Annotated in this window: 23 protein-coding genes; 17 read left to right on the forward strand and 6 right to left on the reverse strand. The window is 46.7% G+C overall.

The genetic code is table 11. The features are described 5' to 3' along the window. Nucleotide 1 precedes the first annotated feature (1 nt). The 4 genes from MHI48_RS11845 (at nucleotide 2) to MHI48_RS11860 (ending at nucleotide 3,032) form a co-directional block, all read left to right on the forward strand. On the forward strand, nucleotides 2-1,057 hold the full coding sequence (locus MHI48_RS11845; protein WP_405144029.1) for an ATP-binding cassette domain-containing protein: 1,056 nt from the start codon (nucleotides 2-4) through the stop codon (nucleotides 1,055-1,057). Further along, on the forward strand, nucleotides 1,054-1,764 hold the full coding sequence (locus MHI48_RS11850) for a hypothetical protein (protein WP_405144031.1): 711 nt from the start codon (nucleotides 1,054-1,056) through the stop codon (nucleotides 1,762-1,764). The genes MHI48_RS11845 and MHI48_RS11850 overlap by 4 nt, the downstream gene beginning before the upstream one ends. 99 nt (nucleotides 1,765-1,863) lie before the next feature. Further along, a complete protein-coding gene (locus MHI48_RS11855; protein ID WP_051447120.1) occupies nucleotides 1,864-2,409 on the forward strand; it encodes a hypothetical protein in 546 nt (181 codons plus the stop codon). Continuing rightward, complete coding sequence (locus tag MHI48_RS11860) at nucleotides 2,406-3,032, forward strand: YdcF family protein (RefSeq protein ID WP_047842529.1); 627 nt, start codon at nucleotides 2,406-2,408, stop codon at nucleotides 3,030-3,032. The genes MHI48_RS11855 and MHI48_RS11860 overlap by 4 nt, the downstream gene beginning before the upstream one ends. 183 nt (nucleotides 3,033-3,215) lie before the next feature. Here MHI48_RS11860 and MHI48_RS11865 read toward each other — a convergent pair whose 3' ends face one another. Continuing rightward, nucleotides 3,216-5,306, reverse strand: coding sequence for an ABC transporter ATP-binding protein (locus tag MHI48_RS11865; RefSeq protein ID WP_127543710.1), 2,091 nt, complete (start codon nucleotides 5,304-5,306; stop codon nucleotides 3,216-3,218). A 12-nt stretch (nucleotides 5,307-5,318) separates the two neighbouring features. Then, a complete protein-coding gene (locus MHI48_RS11870) occupies nucleotides 5,319-7,064 on the reverse strand; it encodes an ABC transporter transmembrane domain-containing protein (protein ID WP_340020032.1) in 1,746 nt (581 codons plus the stop codon). 485 nt (nucleotides 7,065-7,549) lie between these two features. Between MHI48_RS11870 and MHI48_RS11875 the strand changes: the two genes are divergently transcribed. Beyond that, nucleotides 7,550-7,846 (forward strand): HesB/YadR/YfhF family protein, encoded by a 297-nt coding sequence (locus tag MHI48_RS11875; protein WP_036609218.1) that lies wholly within the window; start codon nucleotides 7,550-7,552, stop codon nucleotides 7,844-7,846. A gap of 56 nt (nucleotides 7,847-7,902) precedes the next feature. Beyond that, a complete protein-coding gene (locus MHI48_RS11880; RefSeq protein ID WP_282321827.1) occupies nucleotides 7,903-8,352 on the forward strand; it encodes an NUDIX domain-containing protein in 450 nt (149 codons plus the stop codon). Nucleotides 8,353-8,451: 99 nt separating this feature from the next. Here the strand turns inward: MHI48_RS11880 and MHI48_RS11885 are convergent, their stop codons facing one another. The 3 genes from MHI48_RS11885 to MHI48_RS11895 all read right to left on the reverse strand — a co-directional run bounded on the left by MHI48_RS11885 (nucleotide 8,452) and on the right by MHI48_RS11895 (nucleotide 10,828). Further along, nucleotides 8,452-8,964 carry a hypothetical protein gene (locus tag MHI48_RS11885; protein WP_036609214.1) on the reverse strand — a complete coding sequence of 171 codons (513 nt, stop codon included), beginning with the start codon at nucleotides 8,962-8,964 and terminating at the stop codon, nucleotides 8,452-8,454. A gap of 416 nt (nucleotides 8,965-9,380) precedes the next feature. Beyond that, nucleotides 9,381-9,824 (reverse strand): DUF441 domain-containing protein, encoded by a 444-nt coding sequence (locus MHI48_RS11890; RefSeq protein ID WP_036609212.1) that lies wholly within the window; start codon nucleotides 9,822-9,824, stop codon nucleotides 9,381-9,383. Nucleotides 9,825-9,829: 5 nt separating this feature from the next. Continuing rightward, on the reverse strand, nucleotides 9,830-10,828 hold the full coding sequence (locus tag MHI48_RS11895; protein WP_076249782.1) for a YpdA family putative bacillithiol disulfide reductase: 999 nt from the start codon (nucleotides 10,826-10,828) through the stop codon (nucleotides 9,830-9,832). Between the two features lie 178 nt (nucleotides 10,829-11,006). Here MHI48_RS11895 and MHI48_RS11900 point away from each other — a divergent pair, with 178 nt between their 5' ends. From MHI48_RS11900 to MHI48_RS11925, 6 genes are all read left to right on the forward strand, one after another. Continuing rightward, the gene (locus tag MHI48_RS11900) at nucleotides 11,007-11,600 is read left to right on the forward strand and encodes a metalloregulator ArsR/SmtB family transcription factor (RefSeq protein ID WP_405144633.1); all 594 of its coding nucleotides are present in this window, start codon (nucleotides 11,007-11,009) and stop codon (nucleotides 11,598-11,600) included. A 426-nt stretch (nucleotides 11,601-12,026) separates the two neighbouring features. After that, nucleotides 12,027-13,160: a ribosome small subunit-dependent GTPase A gene (rsgA, locus tag MHI48_RS11905; protein WP_405144034.1), complete on the forward strand. Its 1,134-nt coding sequence runs from the start codon at nucleotides 12,027-12,029 to the stop codon at nucleotides 13,158-13,160. A gap of 56 nt (nucleotides 13,161-13,216) precedes the next feature. Beyond that, a complete protein-coding gene (locus MHI48_RS11910; RefSeq protein WP_253507579.1) occupies nucleotides 13,217-13,555 on the forward strand; it encodes a L,D-transpeptidase in 339 nt (112 codons plus the stop codon). A 163-nt stretch (nucleotides 13,556-13,718) separates the two neighbouring features. Continuing rightward, nucleotides 13,719-14,258: a GNAT family N-acetyltransferase gene (locus MHI48_RS11915; protein WP_405144037.1), complete on the forward strand. Its 540-nt coding sequence runs from the start codon at nucleotides 13,719-13,721 to the stop codon at nucleotides 14,256-14,258. A gap of 169 nt (nucleotides 14,259-14,427) precedes the next feature. Then, the gene (locus MHI48_RS11920; protein WP_340390144.1) at nucleotides 14,428-15,903 is read left to right on the forward strand and encodes an aldehyde dehydrogenase family protein; all 1,476 of its coding nucleotides are present in this window, start codon (nucleotides 14,428-14,430) and stop codon (nucleotides 15,901-15,903) included. A 245-nt stretch (nucleotides 15,904-16,148) separates the two neighbouring features. Beyond that, nucleotides 16,149-16,301 (forward strand): hypothetical protein, encoded by a 153-nt coding sequence (locus tag MHI48_RS11925; RefSeq protein WP_164783094.1) that lies wholly within the window; start codon nucleotides 16,149-16,151, stop codon nucleotides 16,299-16,301. A gap of 123 nt (nucleotides 16,302-16,424) precedes the next feature. Here MHI48_RS11925 and MHI48_RS11930 read toward each other — a convergent pair whose 3' ends face one another. Beyond that, a complete protein-coding gene (locus tag MHI48_RS11930) occupies nucleotides 16,425-16,664 on the reverse strand; it encodes a hypothetical protein (protein WP_074094612.1) in 240 nt (79 codons plus the stop codon). Between the two features lie 422 nt (nucleotides 16,665-17,086). Here MHI48_RS11930 and MHI48_RS11935 point away from each other — a divergent pair, with 422 nt between their 5' ends. The 5 genes from MHI48_RS11935 (at nucleotide 17,087) to MHI48_RS11955 (ending at nucleotide 23,330) form a co-directional block, all read left to right on the forward strand. Continuing rightward, entirely contained in the window at nucleotides 17,087-17,407 is a 321-nt protein-coding gene (locus MHI48_RS11935) for a hypothetical protein (protein ID WP_036609203.1), read from the forward strand. 54 nt (nucleotides 17,408-17,461) lie between these two features. Further along, nucleotides 17,462-21,466, forward strand: a complete 4,005-nt coding sequence (gene essC, locus MHI48_RS11940) for a type VII secretion protein EssC (protein ID WP_340390146.1) — start codon at nucleotides 17,462-17,464, stop codon at nucleotides 21,464-21,466. A 16-nt stretch (nucleotides 21,467-21,482) separates the two neighbouring features. Beyond that, nucleotides 21,483-22,313 carry a hypothetical protein gene (locus MHI48_RS11945; RefSeq protein WP_036609198.1) on the forward strand — a complete coding sequence of 277 codons (831 nt, stop codon included), beginning with the start codon at nucleotides 21,483-21,485 and terminating at the stop codon, nucleotides 22,311-22,313. A 6-nt stretch (nucleotides 22,314-22,319) separates the two neighbouring features. Beyond that, on the forward strand, nucleotides 22,320-22,868 hold the full coding sequence (locus MHI48_RS11950) for a WXG100 family type VII secretion target (RefSeq protein ID WP_017689072.1): 549 nt from the start codon (nucleotides 22,320-22,322) through the stop codon (nucleotides 22,866-22,868). A 186-nt stretch (nucleotides 22,869-23,054) separates the two neighbouring features. Beyond that, nucleotides 23,055-23,330, forward strand: coding sequence for a WXG100 family type VII secretion target (locus tag MHI48_RS11955; protein ID WP_017689071.1), 276 nt, complete (start codon nucleotides 23,055-23,057; stop codon nucleotides 23,328-23,330). Nucleotides 23,331-23,333 lie beyond the last annotated feature (3 nt).

The raw sequence follows: 23,333 nt of genomic DNA on the forward strand, positions 1-23,333 counted from the left end.
GGTGATAAGGAGTACACGTGGACTTTTCAAGAAAGCCAATCAAGATGTACCAGACTCATCAGGTCGAGGCATGTTGCTTCAACAAGTGAGCAAGCGATTAGGCAGTACTCAGGTACTGAATCAAATTAATCTGGAAGTGAAACAGGGCGAATGTGCTGTGCTTGTTGGCAGAAAAGGCTCGGGCAAAAGCACGTTGCTACGTATGTTGGCAGGTATTTTGTTACCCGATACAGGATCGATCCAGCGCACAATGAAGGGTTCTGATGGGTATGCAGTAGATGGCCTGCCACGTTTGCCCTTTACCTCTGGAGAGTACTTGTGGGACATGGGTCGAATTCGGGGCATTAGCCCCGAAGTACTGCGTGGGCGGATTAGAGAACTTAGTGAACTTTTATATCTGGATACCGCGATTGATCAGAAGTTACCCTTATTATCCAAGGGCACACTGCAAAAAGTAAATTTGATTCAGGCCCTGTTACCTGGACCGGGTGGTCTTTTGCTACTGGATGAACCTTTATCAGGCTTGGATATTCCAGCTCAAGAGGCAGTGGTATCCTTATTGGGACAATGGAAGGATGAAGGGACATCCATCGTTACAGCTTGTCATGAACCGTTGCTAATTGAACGTTTGGCAGACCATGTGATTGTGTTGAAAAAAGGCAGCGTGCTCCGCTACTGGAGTCGTGAAGATATACTTCAAGCTGGCGAACCCGTTGTACGTATTCAAAGTCTGACGAAAGCTGGAGAGGATCTGGTTAACGATCTATCTATTGTACAACAACCGGGAGTGCTGTCTTTAGTTCGTAATACAAACTCGGAGAAATCCAATTCCTGGTTGTGGGATTGGAAAGTGGTTCAACAATCAACAGATGATGTCCTCAGAATGATTCTGGCATCCGGAGGTTCGGTTGTGTCTGTACAACAGGAAGAAAGTCAATTACATATGGAAAGTCTGCTGGAAGGACAACATCCAGCTGTACATGCGAGTCGTAGAGGTGTCACAGAATCTGTGGACTTAAGCTCTTCCATGGATGATGCGGGGGGAGAAGCCAAATGATCTATCTGACCCGATATTTGTTAAGGCATCACATTCGCTCACAGAAATATTTTGCACCGGTTATCTTTTATATCATCGCCATGCTGCTGATCTATTCCTACAAACCCAACCCTATTGCGGACAGTTACAGTGTCACGGCTATGCTGTTATTTCTGGCAGCTGCTTGGCTCGGAGTAATGGTGATGAATACCGAACCTGCAAAGCAGTATCAATTACTCGTCCTTCATGCAGGAAGCAGGCGTAAGGTGGTAACAAGTCAACTCATCTGTGCCTGGATAATGCAATTCATGCTCACCGTAATCACTGTGCTGTATCCCGTGTTCGCGGGAATGTTTGAGAGACAACCCACAGGTGAGGAGTGGATGATGACTTGGTTAGGACATATGGGGTTATCACTGCTTGGATTAGGCATTAGTGTATTCTTTCAAAAATCGTACATTCCCTTGCTTAGTCGAAGTATGCCTGCTCTCATTATTGTATTATTACTATCGTTTATCCAAGGTTCCTTAAGTGAACGTTTGCCTGAATCGTTAGAATGGCTTTACCGCATTCTTCCACCAGCCTTTTATCTGGTTCGTGAGATGATGTTATTTGATGAATCAAAGATGGACTCTTTTGTTTCGGTTATGCTGTGGACTGTGCTCTATGCATTAGGGTTACTAATCATCCATGTGTGGCTGTCCGGAAGAAGAGATCTGCGGAGTTAGAAGACGCGCTTCCCGATAACTTGAATGTTGCTCTTGGTTTGGTTAGGATAGAGGGACATGGAATAGTTAACATTGTACGGTTGAAGGGGGCGCTCGCATATGCAAAATACAGATATCCAGAATGGTGACATGCTGGACAGCGAACACTCCAGGGAATTGTTTGCCTATTACGGATTGGCAGTGTACTACGGGCAGGCGCTTGAACAGCAGCTGGTCAATCTGATTTTATTAATGAAAATGTCTCAGGGCAAAGCCGTGTCTGAAGAGGATCTGGAAGATCTGTACGAACGAAAGATGAGCAGTTCACTGGGGCAGCTCATTCACGAAGTGCGCCATCATTTTACATTTTCCGAGGAAGAGACTCTTCAATTGAATGAGTTATGGCAGCAACGTAACCGTATCGTACATCACTACTTCAAGGAACGAATCCATGAGACATTCAGTCCGGAAGGACGATCACGTATGATTAAGGAATTGGAGGATTTCAAAGACCGTGCACAGGAGTTGGAGATCCGTCTTCAGCAATATACGGGTGCCTGGATCGCAGAGCTTGGTCTGGATGCCGAATCCGCAGCAGCTCTGCAAACGCTGGAGCGTATGCATACCGAGAGTATGCAAGCAAGGGCTTTGGAAGAGGATGAATGACAAGCAAACGGATAACGAAACGCTGGATATTAAAGACGGTTCTGGCTGTAGTATTGGTTGGAATCCTGTGGACTGTGGTTACCGCAATCCGTATATCTACATATACGGATGAGGATTCATCCAGGATATCGGATGCAGCAATCATTCTAGGCGCAGCCGTGGCGGGGGATAACCCTTCACCTGTATTTCGCGAACGTATTGAACACGGGATTGAATTATACCGTCAGGGTACCGTTCGTAATCTGCTTTTCACAGGCGGGTCAGGTGATGATGGAGAACATACGGAAGCTGAAGTGGGTCAGAAGTATGCCATCGCACATGGAGTAGATCCTGCGGACATTCGCATAGAGACCAAATCCAGAATTACCGAGGAGAACCTGGTCAATTCAATTCCAATTGGTGAACAGGCCGGTTATCAAACCTATACGATTGTGAGTGATCCTTTACATATGAAACGGGCCATGAAGCTGGCTGCCGGACTGGGTATGGATGCCGTACCCTCTCCGACACGAACTACGGCGTATCGAACCTGGCGCAGCAAGTTTCCTTTTCTCGCAAGAGAGACCGTGATGTACATGGGATATACGATCAAAGGATGGATAGATAATCCGCAGCAGCCGTGAGGTTGCGCGCGGATTGTTTTTTTGTCTGGCCGAAATAAACAGTAACGGAATTTGAATCCCGATGAAAATACAAAAAACCGATCTACACCGCAAACCCTGAGGTAGCTGTGTAGATCGGTTTTTGTGTTGCCGTCGAGTACATCATTTTGATTGGTTACTTAAAGAGCATTCTGTTTTACTCTGTTATGCATTGCCTCCGGCAAAGGAGGTTGAGGTTGGAATGATCTCACCCGACGGATTCTCGCTGGTTGCACTCGCTGCTGCTTGCGCACCTTGCTGGAGCTGATACATTTTATAATAGCGGCCTTTAAGCTCCATCAGTTCATCATGTGCACCTTGCTCAACGATACGCCCGCGATGCAAAACCAGAATCTGATCTGCCGAACGAATAGTGGACAGACGGTGAGCAATGATGAAGGTGGTACGTCCTTTTTTGAGGACTTCGAGTGCGTTCTGAATCAAAGCTTCTGTTTCCGTATCGATATTGGCTGTCGCTTCATCCAAAATGAGGATGGCCGGATCAAACGCCAGTGCACGAGCAAAGGAGATCAACTGACGCTGTCCAGCAGACAATGTGCTTCCTTTTTCGATGACGGGTTCGTCAAAGCCTTGAGGCAAATGAGCCAGGATACGTTCAGCGCCTACATCACGCAGCGCCTGTTCAATTCGTTCACGGGAGATCTTCTCATCGCCGAGACTGACGTTGGAAGCAATGGTGCCTGTGAACAGATACGGGTCCTGCAATACAATCCCCATATGCTCGCGAATCCACTGTTTAGGCAGATCTTTGACGTTCTGACCGTCAATCGTGATCTTGCCTTTTTGCGGATCATAGAACCGGAATAGCAGGTTGATAATTGAGCTTTTACCTGAACCGGTATGACCGACCAGAGCGACCGTCTGACCTTGGGATGCTTTGAATGAGATATTGTGAAGCACGTAATCTTTTTTATAGGCAAAGGATACATCATCGAAGACAACATTCCCTTTGTATCTTGGCATAGAGCCATCGGTTACGGCTTCTCCCTTTTCATCCATCAGCTCAAAGACGCGTCCAGCAGATACGAGGGAGGAGTCCAGGTTGGCGAGTTGATTCACCATACCGGTGATTGGCTGGAACAAGCGACCCAGAACATCTACGAAGGCATACAGAACACCAAGGGAGATAATACTTGTGCCATCCAGCACACTGGAACCGAAGTACCACAGGACAACCGCAAATGCGATATTCCGTAATACGTTAACCAGGTTGTGTGAGGTGAAGGCATTCAGGTTCAGCATTTTGTTCTGGTGTTTCATATAGTCATCATTCAGATCTTCGAATTCCTGTTTGGTTTGTTTCTGATGGCGGAATACGCGGATAATGGACATCCCCTGAATGGACTCGTTAATGATTGCATTGATCTCACTCAGTCGGGATCGAATGATCGTGTTGTAGCGAGTAGCGAATTTGCGATAGAGCACAATCCATGTAATGAGCATCGGCACAACGAATAATGAGATTAGACCCAGGCGAACATCAAGCAGGAAGAGTGCAACATACACACCTGTAATCGTGATGATTCCTGAGAAAAAGTTCGAAAGAACAGCAACGAACAGATCTTTTACGGCTTCTGTATCGTTTGTGACCCGAGATACAACTTTACCTGCGGGCAGGTTATCAAAAAAGTGCACCGGCAGTCGCTGAATATGGGCATACACATCGTTACGCAGTCTTTGAATGACCTTGTTGGCCGAGGATTGCAGCCAGAAAGTTTTACCAAACTCCATAATGACCGAGATCACGAGGAAGATCATGTAATACACAATTAATTGATAGATGCTGGGCATCTCCGGTTTGTAAAAAGCAAACAGTTCACCAGCGGACAGGGGTGTTGCCGCATATTGGCCTGTTACCTCACCTGCACGTGTAACCGTGAGGGTTCCATCCGTATATGTGCGGTCCCCGTCAGGTGCGCTTACCGGTTCGTTTACAAAATAAAAACTTCTGCCGGCTTGTAATACCCGCACTTCAGAACCTTTGTTTTCATCCGGTTCGAACAAGCCTTCGCGTTTGTAGTTCTTACCGTTGTAGACTGCGGCTTCATCTGAAGCTGTCGTCTCATAGAAAGGCTGCTCAATCGCGAGCAAGTGATTGTCGATCATGGATTTGGCGATGAACGGCCCGGCAAGCTCGGCCGCAACACCAATGGTAAGCATAATTAATGCAGCGATAAATGTTCCTTTGGCTTTCAAGGCGTAATCAAGCAGCCTTTTGCCTGTATTAGACTTCAATGAATTGACCTCCTACGTGGACAGATTGGACTCGACCTGTTGCCGTTCATACTGTTCACGGTACCAGCCGTTCATGGCTAACAATTCCTGGTGAGTGCCTTCTTCCGTAATTTTCCCGTGCTCCAGTACGATGATTCGGTCAGCGTGTTCAATAGCAGACAGGCGATGAGTCGAGATCAGCGTGGTTTTGCCCGAGCGTTTGTTGCGTATATTTTCAATGATTTTGGCTTCAGTACGTGCATCGACAGCAGATAAGGCATCATCAAGGATCAGAATATCAGGATTAGCAATAAAGGCACGCGCCAGCGATACCCGCTGTTTCTGTCCACCGGACAGAGAGATTCCTTTTTCACCAACGAGTGTATCCAGTCCATCGGATAAGGTTCCCAGATCCCCGTCAAAAGCGGCGGTACGAATGGCTTCCATGATGATTTCATCACTGGCCCCAGGTTGACCGAATTGAATGTTCTGACGAACAGATTTGGAGAACAGAACTTGTTCTTGTGGTACGTACCCGATCCAGCTGTGCAAGTCATCTTTGGCGATATCCTGAATCGGATGACCCGAGATGCTTAATGTACCCGAACCGGCAGGGTATTCATGAAGTAGTTGTTTGAGCAAAGTAGACTTACCGCTACCCGTACGACCCACAACACCCAATGTTTGACCCCGTCGTAGCGAAAAGCTGATGTGACTGAGATTGTCGACAGTGGAACTTGGGTAACGGAATGTAACATCCTGCATCGCAATTTCTTCCGGATTCGTAACGTGGGCAGGTTGCTCCACATCTTGTACGGCAGGTTCTACCGATAAAGTCTCGTTGACCCGATCAAGCGAAGCGCTACCACGTTGCATCAGGTTAATTAATTCACCGATGGCAAACATGGGCCAGATCATCATCCCCAGGTACATGTTAAACGATACGAGATCCCCCAGGGTAATTTCATTATGGAATACAAGATATATGCCGTAGGCAAGTGCAATCACATAACTGAGTCCAACGAAGAGGCGGATGGTGGGTTCAAATAAGGCATCCATTCTGGCAACAGCCAGGTTTTTGCGATACACATCCTCGGTCACGTCGGCGAACCGTTTCTCGTCCAGACGTTCCTGCACATAAGCACGCACGACACGGATTCCGGCGATGGATTCCAGGACCTGGTCGTTCATATCTCCGAATGCATCCTGTGCCAGGGTGTAACGTTGATGTACAGCTTTACCATAGATCATCATGGCAATGGCGATAAAAGGTAATGGCAGGATTGCCGCCAAGGTCAGTTTCCAACTGACCAGGAAACCCATGGCGAACAATACGGTGGCCAGAAAGGCTGTAGAGTCTGTTAAGGTCAGCATGCCGAAGCCTGCTGTAGTGGCAATGGAACGAAGATCATTGGTGGCCCGAGCCATCAAATCTCCTGTTCTGTTTTTCTCAAAAAAGGGAGGAGTCATCCGTAACAAGTGGTCCATAAAGCGTGAACGAAGCAGCCGCTCCACCAGGTTGGCACCACCAAACAGTTTGTGCATCCAAACGTATGTAACCAGATAGATAATGATGACCGTTCCTAGAATAAGCAAAATATAACGCGTAAGTGAGGTGCCGGTAATGGAACCGCGCACAATCTCGTCGATGGCATTACCAAGAAGACGAGGAGGCAGCAGTTCGGCAATGCCCACCAGAATAAGCAAGATGACACCGGTTAGGTATCGTTTGCGTTCCAGCCGGAAGAACCAGGCCAGGTTTTTAAGTACAGAGAACAAGTGTTATCCCTTCCTTTCGATGTCCGAGAAATGCAAATTCCGTTCATGAATGCCGAAATGTACCCACAAAAAAAGACATACCGCACGCAGGCGGTATGTCTTCATATAATCATACGGCAGCATGGCTCAGAGAACAGAGCCGTCACCATATATAAGTTCGATTGTGAGTATACATCACAGAGGTTCTAATGAAAGATCGCCTGTCATGCCGACTTATGAACGGAATAATGATTTCGGGTGTGCTCCGGTATTTAGTTGTGTGCTGAATTGACCTATCATATGTTTGTTAAACACCGTAATCACCCTTTCTTTTTTTGGAAATAAATACAATGTAGACCTCGTATGTTTGCATCTTAACACCGGCTTTTACAATCTGTCAAACATTTTTCACAACTTATTTTGTCTTTATGTGGTCACTCGGGTTTGTATTCAAGTCCCTGTCGAGATATGATGGAACATATATATACAGAAGGAGCTGACACCAAATGAGTACCATACATGTATCCGATCAAGCTGCTCGCTGGTACAAGGAAGAACTGAATTTGAACGAGGGAGACAGCATTCGATTTTTTGCACGTTATAGCTCGGGCGGAGGTCTTCACCCTGGATTTTCCCTAGGTATTGCTGTGGAGAAACCAAGACATCCTGCGGATCAAACCGAAGTGTCGGGGATTCAATTCTTCATGGAAGATCACGATTATTGGTATCTGAAAGGGCACCAACTGCATGTGGACATCGTTGATGAAGGTCAGGATATCGAATATCGTTACACGGAAGTCTAAGCAATAGATGGATTACAGGTCGCCACCGGCTTCCGAGTAGGAGGAGGGGATAAGCAGTGAATCTGCCACCACGAGATTTGGCCCAGTATATCGCAAAACGCTCTCATATTGTTGTAAAAGCGGCGGTGCGGGCTGAGAACGAACAAGGTGAATTACTGCTGATTCAGCATGCTGAACATGGTCACTGGCGGTTGCCAGCAGGTGAGATGCGCCCGGGTGAGGCTATTGAAGATGCTGCACATCGGGAGTTATGGGAAGAGACAGGTTGGACTGCTGATACCATGACACTGGAAGGTCTCTATTCGGGGCCTGACCTTCGGTATCTGCATTCAAGCGGAGATGAAGAGTATTATGTCATTGCCCTGTTTCGGACAGTGATCATTCAGGATAACCTTGTGGAGTCGCGTGTAAATAGTGATGCAGGTCTGAAGTTTTTTGCGCTGGAGTCGTTACCACCTCTTAATCAGATTAGCCGAATCCTGTTAGCGCGGGATATTGCAGAATAAAATAAGTGTTGACCGCAAAAAAATGACCTTGGCATGCACGATAAAGTGGATGCCAAGGTCATTTTTTTAAAAATCCGATTCTGGTGCTCAGAGCATGAATTACACCTGATCCAGTGGTTCATCATCCATCGCAAAATCAAAATCATCAATATCAAATACCTGTACAGGTGATTCAGACTCAATTATGCGTGCAATCAGTTCAACCTGATCGGTGAGAATCGGGATACTCAGGCGCTGAGATGTCAGTAGCAGTTCGGTCTCAATGGGATCGAAATACTCCCCGTACTGTGCCGTATCTATTGCATTGATAATGGCAATGGATACTTGGTCACCAAATAAAATGGAGGGGCTTTTGGCCCATGGAACAAGTAACGCACGCTCTATTTTTTTCTTATTCAGCGGTTCCTCGAAATAAGAAATCATTTCATTGATTTTGGATTTCACATGCTGATCATCTGCCGGGTTATCCATCATGGGATCAGGACTGGTCTGGAATTCATATAGCTCAAGGATGGTGGTATAAGGAACAATATATTCAACAGGCGCGGGCGGCGCTAGCAATTGACCGTAAATGGCCACCATCACGGCTTCTGTAATAAACTGACGTGACATGGTTCCTTAATCCTCCTGCGCCATTAATAGTTGCAAAGTGAATCTATACGTTTATGCAACAGCATAACCATAATAGTACGTGTTCAAATAGGACGGTTTTCAGTACCGAGAAGATGGGATGAAGCTAGAAATGGAGTAGCGGAGCGTAGGGAAAACTACGTGAGCAACCAAAATGTTTCCTAAGGAAACATACTTCGTAAGCCTCCCGCTTATTTCGGCTGAATTCCATCTTCGATGCTGAGGATGCCTTTAGGCATCCTTCGTAATCAAAAGCGGACTTTTTGAACAACCTCTAATATGCATTATACTGCTGTAGACTCGTGTACATAATTTGCATGAATAGAAGTATATCACACAACGGTGGGAAATACAGCCAATCTGCATAGCATGTCAGGTCACAAGCTTCACAACTTCAATCAGGATTTGCCCAGCAGCAATGATAAAATTCCCGCCGCAATCAATGGACCCACAGGTACACCCTTGAACAGGGCAACCCCAAGTACCGTTCCGATTAACAGCCCGGCAACGACAGTTGGCTGTGTACCCATCAACGTAGCGCCACGTCCTCCGAGATATGCCACCAGTAATCCTACGCCAATGGCGAGCAGTGACTTCCAGTGTAGGAAAGACTCACCGATCGTCTGCAGACTCATCTTGCCACTGGCAAGAGGTGCCATCACGCCAATGGTCAGAATGATAATGCCCAGTGTAAGTCCGTATTTTTCAAGCCATGGAAATGCCTGATTCAGGTTCAGGACTCGTAGCAACAACAGAAATACCATCGCTACGGTCACAGGTGTGTTGCTGCTGATAATCCCGAGAGCCGCAAATACGAGCAACAGCAGGGAAGTCATATCCATTGTTTTCATTTCCCTTCAGTCTGTCCACGTTGTTTGCTAACGATATGTTCCGCAATGTAACGTCCGTGCCAGCGCCCGGATTCAATAAAGACTTCATTGGCATTACGACCCGAAGCGATGACTCCGCCCACATATACACCAGGTACGCTGCTTTCCATCGTTTGTGCATCATATAGAGGTTTATCCATATCATCAGACATCTCCACACCTACCGACGTGAGTAGTTGACGATCTGGACGGAAACCGGTCATTGCCAGTACGAAGTCATTATCCAGTTCCCGAGTGGAACCATCCGTGTGTATCAGACGAATCGAATCATCGAGTATTTCATTCACGCGTGATTCCAGGTGGAGTGTGATATGACCTTTTGTCACCATGCTCTCGAATAGCGGGCGTACCCATGGTTTAATATGCTGGGACAGACCACTACCGCGATAAACCATATCAATATGTGCTCCAACCCGAACCAGTTCCATGGCCGCATCCACGGCTGAGTTGCTTCCGCCAATAATGGCGACACGTGTACGGGTATACGGGTGGGCTTCCCGGAAGTAGTGAGTTACTTTATCTTTATCTTCTCCAGGGATGCCCAAATAGTTAGGATGGTCAAAATAACCGGTAGCTACAACAACATTGCGTCCAACATGTACGATGGCCTCCCCGCGGCGATTGAGCGTATGTACCTCAAACGTACCATCATCCTTGCGTTTAATTTCACGGGCTTCCTCATAGTTATGAACACGCAGACCAAAATGTTCGGCTACCCTGCGATAATAGGCAAGTGCTTCATAACGAAACGGTTTATCATTAGGTGTGCTGAACGGAACGTTTCCGATCTCAAGCAGCGGGGCTGTGCTGAAAAACTGCATATGGGTTGGATAAAGATAAATAGATTGAACGATATTGTATTTCTCAACGATTACAGCGGACAGTCCCAGCCGCTCACATTCAATGGCAGCAGACAGACCGCATGGGCCTCCGCCGATAATAATGACATCTTCCATGTTCTTAATCCTCCTTATTTCAAGCAATATAATCCTACCGTAAATAACGAGCCAATGCCAGTTCAAGCGTGGAGTTTAATTAGACAAGCTTACTTGAAACCAAAGGAGTTGACGTGTAGAGGAGAAAATACTAATATCAAATTAGATGTATATCTAATTGAAAGCGAGATGAACGATGATGCAGCTGGAGAAAATTGTGGCTTATCATAAAGCGTTGGCTGACCCAACCCGGCTTCGCATGCTGCTGTTATTGGCACAGGGTGAACTGCACGGACAGGCACTTGCCGAGCGGCTGAATCTGTCACAGCCAACCGTGACACATCATGCATCCAAGCTGAGAGAGGCGGCGCTGATTAAGGAACGACGGGAGAAAAATACAGTGTATTTCACACTCAATCCTTCGTTTATCCGTGAGAATGCACAGGCTTCGATTGATTTTATCTTTAATCGAGAGGAGGTTGCGGATATGAGTGATGTGAACGAAACATTGAAAGCGTCGGTCATGAGAAATTTTTTCTCCAAAGATGGACGACTGCGTCAGATTCCGGCTCAATACAAGAAAAAACTGATTGTACTTGGTCATCTGGTCGAGCAGCTTGAATTTGGTCGGAAGTATACGGAAAAAGAAATCAATACATTTATAAAGCAATACCATGAAGACTTTGCCACGATTCGGCGGGAATTTATCATGCATCAGTTCATGTATCGGGAAGAGGAGATCTACGAATTGAATCCGAAGGAAATGTGGACACGCTGGGATCAGGTCAAATAGAGTAGCTGGTGGTAAAAAAAAGTTTGGGCTTGACAACTGTTAAGCTCAGTGTGTAACATAATGGATAATTCTACAAGGGAGGCGATTGTTTATGACAAATTTAAATGCAGTATACGTTAATTTGAATATGAACAGCGTCTCCGGAACGGATCGAAGCATGTAATTTTGCGTTAGCTGGATAGCAGTATCCATTGTAACGTGAAGTATCGCATGCTCAGATGAAGCCACGGGTGACGCACCCGTGGCTTTTTTGTTTGCCGATAAAAGGGTGTTCCTGAATGGTTTATATCGGAGGGTTAAGTATTCTATCCGGTAGATCTACAAGAAGGGATGATCTTTGATTCGGCTAACTACCTATTGCCGCGGGTGTATTTCTACTCGTGGTTTTTTGTTTTGATCTGAACCGGAGATGATTGTTCACTCGGATTGAACGAAGTAAACAAACTTATTTTGGGAGGAATTTTTATTTTAGATAACCATATTGAGAAGTACGGCTGGTCAGCAAAGTGGCAGGAACTGTGGCAAGAGACAGGGATGGAAGAGCAGGAGAAAAAGCCAGCCAGAATTATCGCAGACCATGGACATCTGCGACGTTTGATTACAGAAGAGGGAGAATGCTGGGGAAGGATTTCGGGCCGAATGCGTCATGATAGTCTGGAGACCAGCTTGGCACCAGCGGTTGGAGATTGGGTGGCCATTACAGGTCAGGCAGGTGAAGAAGCAATTATTCACAATCTGGTGCCCCGTCGGAGCAGGGTATCGAGACAGGCGGCAGGTCCAGTGACCAAGGAACAATTAATCGCCGCAAACGTAGATACACTGTTAATCGTGGCAGCACTTAATCATGATTTCAACCTTAGAAGGCTCGAAAGATACGTGCTGATGGCTTGGAATGGTGGCGTAAGGCCAGTCATTGTTCTGAGCAAAAGTGATCTGTGCAACAATGTGGAAGAACAGATCCGAAGTGTAGAAGGGATTGCTCCAGGCGTTGAAGTGCTTGCGATATCTGCAGTGGAGGGTCAAGGTAAATCCTTACTGGAACGATACTTGCAGCCAGGGCTGACTGTTGCGCTCACAGGATCTTCTGGCAGTGGCAAGTCTACGCTGGTGAACTGGATGATGGGTGAGGATGTGCAGCTTACGCAATCCGTTCGCGAGGGAGACAGTCGTGGGAGACATACGACAACACACCGGGAGATGTTTGTACTTCCACAGGGAGCCGTATTGATCGATACTCCAGGAATGCGCGAGCTTAATCTCTGGGATGAGGGCAATGATGGGCTGTCGCATGCGTTTGGAGAAATTGAAGAACTTGCCGCCACGTGCCGATTTCTGGATTGCAGTCATACACGGGAAGCTGGATGTACAGTGAAAGAGGCCATACAGGATGGTTCATTGGATGAAAAAAGACTGAATAATTATCTGAAAATGCAGAAGGAATTGCAATATCAGCAGCGCAAGGAAGAAGTGGCATCCAGAAGGCGTACCGCTTCCAGCAAACCGGCCAATAGTCGCAAACCCAAGCACTCCCGTAGTGTGAAAGAGTGGGAGGAAGCCTGAAATCAGGCGGGCATCATCCGGTATCTTGCATAAGATAGGTCAGGAGGGATGTCATTATGCCAGATTACAGGATTATTGTAGATCTGTCTGACCACATGTTATATCTTCTGGACGGCAATCAGGTGATTAAGGGCTATCCTGTGGCCACCGGCAAGATGCTCACGCAGACTCCAAACGGGGAGTTCACTATTGTTAACAAACAATCGAATCCAGGTGGGCCATTTGGCGTGTTGTGGATGGGGCTGTCTGCTCCCCATTATGGCATACACGGAACCAATGAGCCTTGGTCTATTGGCAAATCTGTCTCCCACGGTTGTATACGCATGTACAACTCGGATGTACTGGATCTGTCTTCCAAGGTATCTGTAGGCACTAGGGTAACGATCCGGCCGTAGGGCCGGATTTTACTTTTATAAGAGGCAGTTCAAAAAGTCCACTTTTGATTACGAATCATGCCTAGCGGCATCAGGACTGAAGTGGATGAATTTGGAATTATAGAAAGAAGAACATATAATATGGTAAAGTTGCGGCAGTTACGAGAGAAAGTGAGTGATAGCTATGCTGATCAGGCGGGCGCGTGAAGGGGATGCGCAGGGGATAGCCCATGTACATACGGAGAGTTGGAAAACAACGTATCGGGGAATTGTGCCTGACGATTTTTTGGATCATTTGACTATAGAATCAAGATTGCCCCAGTGGGAGAAGGCCATTCGTTCTGGCGAAAAGGATCAGATCTTGGTGGTAGCTGAACAGGATGATGGGAACATTGTCGGATTTGCTTGTGGGGGTAAGGAGCGTGAAGGAAAATTACCTTATGATGGAGAGTTGTATGCTATATATTTGCTGAAGGAAGTACAACAAAAGGGGATAGGTCAGCAACTGGCGACACATGTCGTTCATCATCTACAGACCCACAATATGAAACGTTTGATCATATGGGCTTTGGAGCGTAATTCAGCTTGTGGCTTCTATGAAAAGATGGGAGGCACTCCAGTCCAGACACAGTCCCTCCGCTTTGGTGGTCAAGATCTGATCGAAGTTGGCTACGGATGGGAAGACTTGAGCCTCTTTGGAGAGAAGAGCCTGCCCGACTGTTGAAAGACGTCCAGATGGCGAGAGAATAGTGTGGGTTGTATTGTTTCCTTAAGTTTAAAGAATGGAAGAGTTAATTCAGATCTTCACGTTTGCGTAATTCTGAACAAGGTTAATGATGTATTACACCGTGATGCAGGTGTGACATTTAATCTTGATCAGGAGGCGTATTCACATGACTTTAATGGACACTGAACATACAACATGGACGAAACAATATATTAATGGCAGCTGGGTAGATGGCTCCGGTGAGAAAACAATGGAGAATATCAATCCTTATTCGGGAGAAGTAATTGCCACATGGCGCTCTTCCAATAAGAAAGACATAGATAAGGCTTATGAGTCAGCTCAGAAAAATTCGATTGAATGGGCGAAGTCATTGCCTGCTGCGAAAGAAGAGGTATTGCGTAAAGTTTCATCCCTGATGGTAGAGCGAAAAGAGGAGATCATTCAACTGTTGATCACGGAATCCGGGAGTACCCGGATCAAATCGGAGGCGGAGTTTGCAGCCGCTAAACGCATTGTGGATGAAGCAGCATCTTTTCCTTATCGCATGAAGGGTGAGATCATCCCGTCCAATACCCCTGGCAAAGAGAACCGTGTGGTTCGTGAGCCTAAGGGAGTGATTGGTGTTATCGGGCCATGGAACTTCCCTTTGCATCTATGCCTGCGATCTGTAGCTCCAGCGATTGCCCTTGGTAATGGTGTGGTGATTAAACCAGCATCAGACACTCCGATTACGGCAGGTTGGCTCATTGCCGATTTGTTTGAACAAGCGGGTCTGCCTGAGGGCGTGCTAAATGTCGTTGCGGGAAGTGGCAGCGAGATCGGGGATTACTTTGTCGCTCATCCGGTTCCCAAAGTAATTTCATTCACGGGTTCCACAGAAGTTGGACAAGGGATCGGTAAACTGGCGGGTGAACATTTAAAAGAAACGGCACTGGAACTTGGTGGCAACAACGCCATGGTTGTGCTGGAAGATGCGGATATTGAACGTGCTGCCGAAGCGGCGGTCTTTGGCAAGTTTCTGCATCAGGGACAGATCTGTATGGCTCTGAATCGTATCATTGTGCATGCCGATATTTACGATAAGTTCGTCGATTCATTTGTAGCCAAAACGAAGAATGTCCAGGCAGGTGATCCAGCGGATGCCAAAACACTGGTGGGTCCTCTCATTCGGGAAAAAGAGGTAGAACGATTGCTGGAGCTTGTGAACAAAACCAAGGCCGAAGGTGCACGGTTATTGCTCGGAGGGACCAGTAAAGGCAGTGTGCTGTCTCCTACTGTACTTGCCGATGTTAAACCTGAACAGGATATCGTGCAGCAGGAATTGTTTGGCCCAGTAGCAGTGATCATGAAGGCTCATGATGAGCAGGAAGCTGTACGTTTGGCGAATGATACGCCTTATGGACTTAGTGGTTCCGTATTCACCCAAGATCTGAATCGAGGATATCAGGTTGCCCAGCGCATTGAATCAGGTATGGTGCATGTAAATGATCAGTCTGTGAACGATGAAGCGCATGTGATGTTTGGCGGTGAAAAAGCTTCAGGGATTGGACGTTTCGGTGGGGATTGGGCCATTGAGAAGTTTACACGTACGCGTTGGATCAGCATTCAGCACCAATATCGGGAATATCCGGGAGTAAAATAAGTCGAAAAAGGGTGAACAAGCAGGGGCATTTATGAATGATTAGAGTGGGTTACAAAAAGATCGACAAATCATGCGAAAGTCCGTCTCCAGCTTGGTGGGACGGGCTTTTTGCACAATTTTACACCTCAGCAAAATACGGCTTAAGATAAGAGTGGAAAAGCTGTTTGGGGCTGACGCTATCTGGTTATTTATGGATACACGGAAGAATCGATCCGTAAATCCAATGGCAAAGGGGCTTTAAATTCATGTCCATTGACCGCTTTATTCTGAGGAAACTGAATACCTGTCAGGAAGAACATACACGTGCCAATTTGGTTCGGCTGTTTGTCATTCGTATTCGTAAAGCCGAGATTGCGGAAGAACATGATGCCGCCTATGTCCTGAGCAAACTGCACTGAGCGATGGCTGATAATAATTGTGATCCGCTGTTAACGTGTATACAACTCAAAAAAAGGAAGCTTGTCTATGACGACAGCTTCCTTTTTCATGTCTTGTAATGAATGTGTCTTGGTTGACTCCTTTTAATATAACGATAAAGCAAGGGAGTCGTTTTCACTTCGACTGTGGAGAATGGCTTCTCCATTAACAATCTCAATACTAATTAAAGAATGCAGACATTTTTGAATGGCGCGTTTACCGTTGCTAATTTTATGCTCAAGAGCACTGCTAAGCAATCTTAATGTCTTCTGCATAGGTTGTTTGTTTTCTTGATTAAAATATACAGGGATTGATTTGTTTTGAAAGGTTATTAGGGTTCTCACTTGAAATCACCTCACGGTTGTTATTTCATACAGCTAATATTAAATTCCAATGCTTAAAATTACCTTAAAATCAGCTTATGAAAACATAAAGGTGGGTAATGTTTGAAAAGTGTTCACAATTCAATTGTGAGCGAAGGAATAAAAGTCCTGAAAAACGTAACTTAATTACCATTTAAATGGAACAAAAAACGATAATTTTCGTATCCTCGCAATATTAAATTGCATAACTGCCACAAAAGTTCTGAGTCGAATGTACGATATTTTAATATATACGTGGGTCATATGTAACAAAATTACAAGTGGTACATTGCAAACAGGGTGTTTATGTAAGAAAATAGGGTTGATATAACGATTCATTCTCTTTTTTTTGATTTAATCTGACATTAGGACAATTTACATATGAGACCATGGGAGGGATTCGGATGATTCTAACCGTGCATTCCGGCCGCGAGGAAGGAGAATGGTTCGACATCGATGTTCCGGACGAATGTACCATCGAACATTTGAAGACATTACTCGGCGTTCGCATTTTTGGACAGGCACCGGGAGACGGCATTCAGTACATCCTTGAAGCCAAGTTTCCGGAAGGTCTGTGGTTCTCTCCGCAGAACGCACAGCAGTTAATGGAAACGGGGCTACGACAAGGCAGTTGCGTACGTGTCCAGCGGGCTTTTTCAACAACTTCGGAAGAAGCGCCTGTATATGGAAGACGTTCATTGTTTCAACAGGACAGCAACGAATAGGGCTTTTGAACGTATATATTCATTATTGAACGAACTAAAGGAGGTCTTCTCTTCGTGAATGTGTTATATCAGCGTTCTCCAAGAATGACACCGGTTCTCAAGGAAGAGAGACTCGAAATACTCAGGCCTCCAACAGAACCGAGCAAACCCACGTTTTCCATGATATCCATTATTGTGCCGATCATGATGACCATGGTTAGCATTGGTTTCTACGTATATATCAATATGACCGGCAAAATGAATAACAGCAGTTATATGATGTTTCAGATGATGACGGTCATGATGATGCTTACTTCTTACACCATTCCATTCTTCGTGTATCTGAGCAATAAGAAATCATATCGCAAAAAATTGGAAGAACGAAAAATAATGTATCTTGCCCAACTGGACAAACACCGGGAAGAACTGAAAGAAGCTCAGGCGGAGCAAGTGAAGAGCCTATACGAAATTCATGGTGATCCGGGTGTGTGTCTTCAAGTGGTGAAGAACCGGAACAGTTCCTTGTGGGAGCGTTCACCAGAGGATGATGATTTCCTTCAGGTACGCATTGGTACGGGAGAGATTCCATTCCGCATCAAACTTCAGGTTCCGCGGATTGATGGTTACGAGAAGGATGAGCTGATTGAAGCGGCCCATGAACTTGCGGCTGAATTCCAGACGGTACCGGATGCTTCCATTACATTGCCTTTGTTCCAATCGAAGGTTATGGGACTTGTCGGTGATCGGGAGGAAGTGCTTGCTTCCCTGCGAGTCATCATCTCACAACTGGCGGTACGCCATTCCCCGGATGAACTGAAGCTTGCTGCTTTCTATGAAGAAAAGGACAGCAAGGAATGGGACTGGCTTCGCTGGATGCCCCATATCTGGGATGAAGACCAAGGACAACGCTATATGGCCGACAGGCACAGCGGTGCGCATCAATTGGCGGACAGCTTGTTTTCCGTGTTGAACCGGCGTCGTAACAATAAGGAAGACCGCTACAAGAAAAGCATACAAACACCATGTTACGTTGTAATTCTCTCCGATACGCAATTAATTGAAGAAGAACCGTTGCTTCCGCTGTTGCTGGAGTCGGCTCATGACATTGATGTATGCACCATCATACTGGCTAATCGCAAGGAGTCTCTACCGATGCATTGCCAGTTGATTATGGATGCCTCCAAAGGCAAAGGGGTGTATATCAAAAAAACGGAAGATGCAGATGTTATTCAACAAACGTACAAGCCTGATGTGATCTCTAAAGAGATGGCAGAGGCGCTTTCCCGTTATATGTCACCGATCCGGTTGAAACGTTCATCTGCTTCGGATATCCCGCAAGTGCTCCCGTTATTTGATATGCTGAGCACATCACGCGTGGAAGATCTCGATGTGGTGTCCAGGTGGGGACAGACGAGATATCCTGATACGCTGCCTGTACCAATGGGTGTGCGCGCTGGCGGCAAAAAAATTGCGATAAACCTGCATGACAAAATTGAACGTCAGGGTCATGGTCCCCATGGTCTGATTGCAGGTACAACCGGTTCAGGTAAAAGTGAAGTCATCCAGTCCATCGTAGCTTCACTCGCTGCTGAGTTCCATCCACATGATCTGGCCTTCATGCTGATTGACTATAAAGGTGGCGGGATGTCCAATACCTTTGTTGATCTGCCTCATGTGGTAGGGACAATCACCAATCTGGATGGGAATTTGATCGAGCGGGCGAATATTTCACTTCGTGCCGAACTGGTCAGAAGGCAAAAAATATTAAATGATGCGGGAAACCTCCAGCATATTGATGAATATTACAAGATTCTGCGTTCCAGACATGAACAGCCACTTCCACATCTGGTTATTATCATTGACGAGTTTGCTCAATTGAAGCGGGACCAGCCGGAGTTCATGGATGAATTGATCAGTATCGCGGCCATTGGCCGGACACTTGGGGTTCATCTAATTCTGGCAACCCAAAAGCCAGCTGGTGTTGTGGACGATAAAATATGGAGTAATTCGCGCTTCCGGATCTGCCTTCGCGTACAGAGTGAGGGAGATAGCAGGGATATGATCAAGATTCCAAATGCTGCCTGGATTACAAAGCCTGGTCGCGGATATTTCCAGGTTGGTAGTGATGAAGTGTTTGAAGAAATGCAATTCGCCTGGAGTGGTGCACCTTATAACCAGCAGGAGGATTCAACAACGGTATTACCTGTTATGGAAGTGCGCCTGAACGGTAAGCGGGAGCCTCTGTTAACTGGAGAGCGCAGAGCCGTTCTCAAAGGTGAAGATGTTCCGAAACAGCTTCAGGTATTTATTGATTATGTTGCGCAGTCTGCAGCGGATGCGGGTATCCGTCGTTTGCCAGGACCATGGTTGCCACCTTTACCAGAGACACTGGAATGGGAAGGTCTTCAGGAATGGCAGGAAGAAGAGAATCGGGAGCTGCTGCTTGATGGCGGAGCGAGTGGTCTGAAACCACTGGTTGGTTTGCTGGATGATCTCCCTAATCAGCGCCAACAACCGCTCGCATTGCCTGTGGATCAAGGACATCTGGTCGTGTACGGCATGCCAGGACTGGGAAAAACAACATTTGTTCAGACCTTGCTTATGTCTCTGGCTCGTTCCCATAGAACTGAGCCTTGGCATGGTTACATTATCGACATGGGCCGTATGATGAAAGACTTTGCAGCACTACCTCAGATCGGTGGTGTGATGATGGCTGAAGAGGAAGACCGGATCAAGCGGTTATTCCGCTATATTCTCAAGCTGTCAGCACAACGCAAAGATATCATCTCGGAGGCGGGGGTTAAAACGATTTCGGCGTACCGCCGGACAGCTCACGCGGCTGTCCCGCAGGTTGTGGTCGTTATCGATGGTTATCTTTCATTCCGCAATGCCTATCCGGAAGAGAATGAACTTCTGGAGACGATCCTGCGTGAAGGCGGAAGTCTGGGTATCACCTTTGTGCTCACAGCCAATCGGGTAACCGATGTATTTGAAAAATTCAGAAGCAATATTCCCAATGCGGTTTCATTTGAGTTATCCGATCCAAGCGATTATTATTATGCCGTGGGAAGACCTTCCAAGGCACCAAGCCAACTTCCGCCAGGAAGAGGCCTGGTCAAAGGGCAAGTGCCTCCATTAATGTTCCAGGCGGCATTACCTTCTTCAGGGGCAGATGAGGGCAAGCGTTCATCGGCACTGCGCCGTACGATTGCTGAGATTCGCCAAGGCTGGACAGGGGAAGAAGCGCCGCAGATTGCTCCACTTCCGGAAGAGATCAAACTGAAGGATCTGCTCATTCGGACAGGATCATATGGTCAGGCTTGGGATACATCGTCTGTAACTGTCCCTGTGGGATTGCTTACGGATGATCTGGAACCATTCGAGCTTAATCTGCGTGAAGGTCCGCATTTCATGGTAACGAGTCCGATGGAAGGCGGCAAAACGACATTTTTATTGACATGGATGTTATCACTGGCTTATCATGCTTCTCCGGAAGATGTGCAAATATACACAGTAGATATGCGTTATGGCTCAGGTGGGCTGGGGGAAATCAGCAGTTTGCCCCATGTCCGTGGACATGTATCGCGAGAAGAACAGCTTGCACCTGTCATTCAACAGTTGTACGATGAAGTTCTGAAAAGAGGCGAGATTTCCGGTGGACCGGAACTTGTGCTCGTCATCGACGATGCGGACACCTTGTCCAAGCAGCTAAACGATTTTAATGTGAAAGATCAATTGGGAGCGATTGTTCGTCAAGGAAGGGATCGCGGTGTACACGTGATTCTATCCGGAGTTCCGGCAGACTTCCCAACCTTTGGTTCTGACTGGGTAACGGATGTGAAGGCTTCCCAGAGTGGAATGCTGTTCGGGACTTTAGACCCTAACGATCTCTCGTTCTTCCGTATACCTTATTCCGAATCTGGAGGTAGTTCAGGTGGGCTGAAGGTACTGCCTCCGGGTCAAGGTTATTATGTAAAACGTAAATATTCCAGGGTTAAAGGTGCAGTTCCATGTGATGACAGCTGGAAAATGACCGATTGGATTTCTGAAATTCGTGACCGATGGCATGTTGTAGTTTGAGGGGAGGTGGCTCATAATGTTGACGGTTCATGATTCTAAGCAAAAGGTAGTCACGTTGCAAACAAAGGAACTTTTTTTCCTGGCTGGTATTCTCGGTTCAGACCGACTGCTTGGTGTGGAAGATCCGTTTCGCGGCTATATGGCGGAGGATATCGCGATGGAGTGGGAGCGTGTCAAAACCTCCCTGCTTGACAAAGGATATCTGATTCGGGATCAGGATACCGATGAGCTGATCATGACACCGACCGTTTTCTCCAGGGTAGCCATTGCCGGATTGTCCGACAGAGCTTGTTGGATTCGCTACACGATCAACGGCAAGTCGTATGAGAGTTATATCCATTGCACGGATGAGCGGGTCGTTGAAGTTTCCCGTGTTGACGACGTACCGGACTCGTTCCGGCTCAGCGATCTGGGAAGTGTTCGTGAAGCCATCGATGTTCTGATAGAGCGGATGAAATGGAGCGGCCATTCTCCTGCGGAGAAACCGGCCCTAATGTGCTCCAAGAAAAAATTTTATGATGTCATGAATGAGCTCGAAAACAGCGGAGTACAGACCGTAGCAGCGGAACTCGAACAGGAGACAAGTGATCCTGAGGGCTCACTTGCACTGGCACGCTGTCTGGTGGGTAAGGAGTCAGACGGGGAGCTTAGGTTGCTTGTATGGAATGAAGACGGGTGGAAGTCGCAGTCGGCAGCATTTGTTGCAAGTGCGGTATCCAACTGGTTGTTCCGGATGAGCACTGCGGCTTCAGATGATTGGCTTGTTGCAGCACTAACGACTAGAGAACAGTTTCACGAGATGCTGCTGGACTGGCTTAAACAGCCTGCAGGGGAAGAGGAAAGGTGATGGTAAATGCGCATTCGTGTGGAACCGGATGTGCTTCGGGCACTGAGCAAGCAGATTCAGTATGCAGCGGAGCAAATACAGCAAAAGATGACAGTGTTGGATCAGGCGATTCATTCGCTGGAGTGGGAGGTTGAATCCCGCGCAGCGGTGATGAATGAATGGAATCACAGTAAACGACTGGGCGAGGATGCGCTGCGTCGATTAATGGACTTAAGCGTACAGCTGGGACGCAAAGCGTTGTTATTCCAGCAGGCAGACATGGAGTATCGTTCCGTGCTGAGTCATGTGAACACAGCCTATGGTAATGCGGTCAATATGCTGAATGTTCTTCAGAACAATCGTACAGGAGAAATCATGCCTGCACATTCTGCAACTGTAGCTGTAGTATCCGATCCCCTTTCCGCAATGGCGGCCGTATATCGTGTACAGGATGCCGCTCCGCCTGATGGCTCCCCGGCTACACTGGTGCAGGCTATGCAGCCTGAGCCTGTAGCATGGAGATTCACAGATCCTTCCTTTCGGGGAAGAAGAGGGACCGAGCCTGTTGTTTCCTGAACAGGGTGATTAAAAGTAACAGCAGAAAGTGAATATTTTTTTGTAAATAGGCTGTTAGGAGAAGTTTCAAGTGCTGAAAATGGGGTAAATAGGATTAGGTCCTTCGGCTTTTGTCCGATCGATCCTGGTATAGTACAATTTGAACAAGTAAAAATTTAATTGCACAAACCAAGGAGGAATTTACAAATGGCAGGACGTATTTTAGTTACCCCAGAGCAGCTTGATCAGGTTTCCAACCAATTTAAACAAAGCGGTGAGCAAAGTCAGCAAATCGTATCTACATTGACTCAATCCATCACAAGCATGGAAGGACAATGGGAAGGTATGACAAAGCAACGCTTCTTCCAAGAGTTCCAAGAAGCTAGCAAACAAATGCAATCATTCGTTCAAACGCTGAACAGTATCAGCGCTGAACTTACAGCTATTGCTAACAAATTCCGTACAGCTGACCAAGCTCGTTAATCT

Source organism: Paenibacillus sp. FSL H7-0942 (genome assembly GCF_045040715.1).
Classification (GTDB): domain Bacteria; phylum Bacillota; class Bacilli; order Paenibacillales; family Paenibacillaceae; genus Paenibacillus; species Paenibacillus amylolyticus.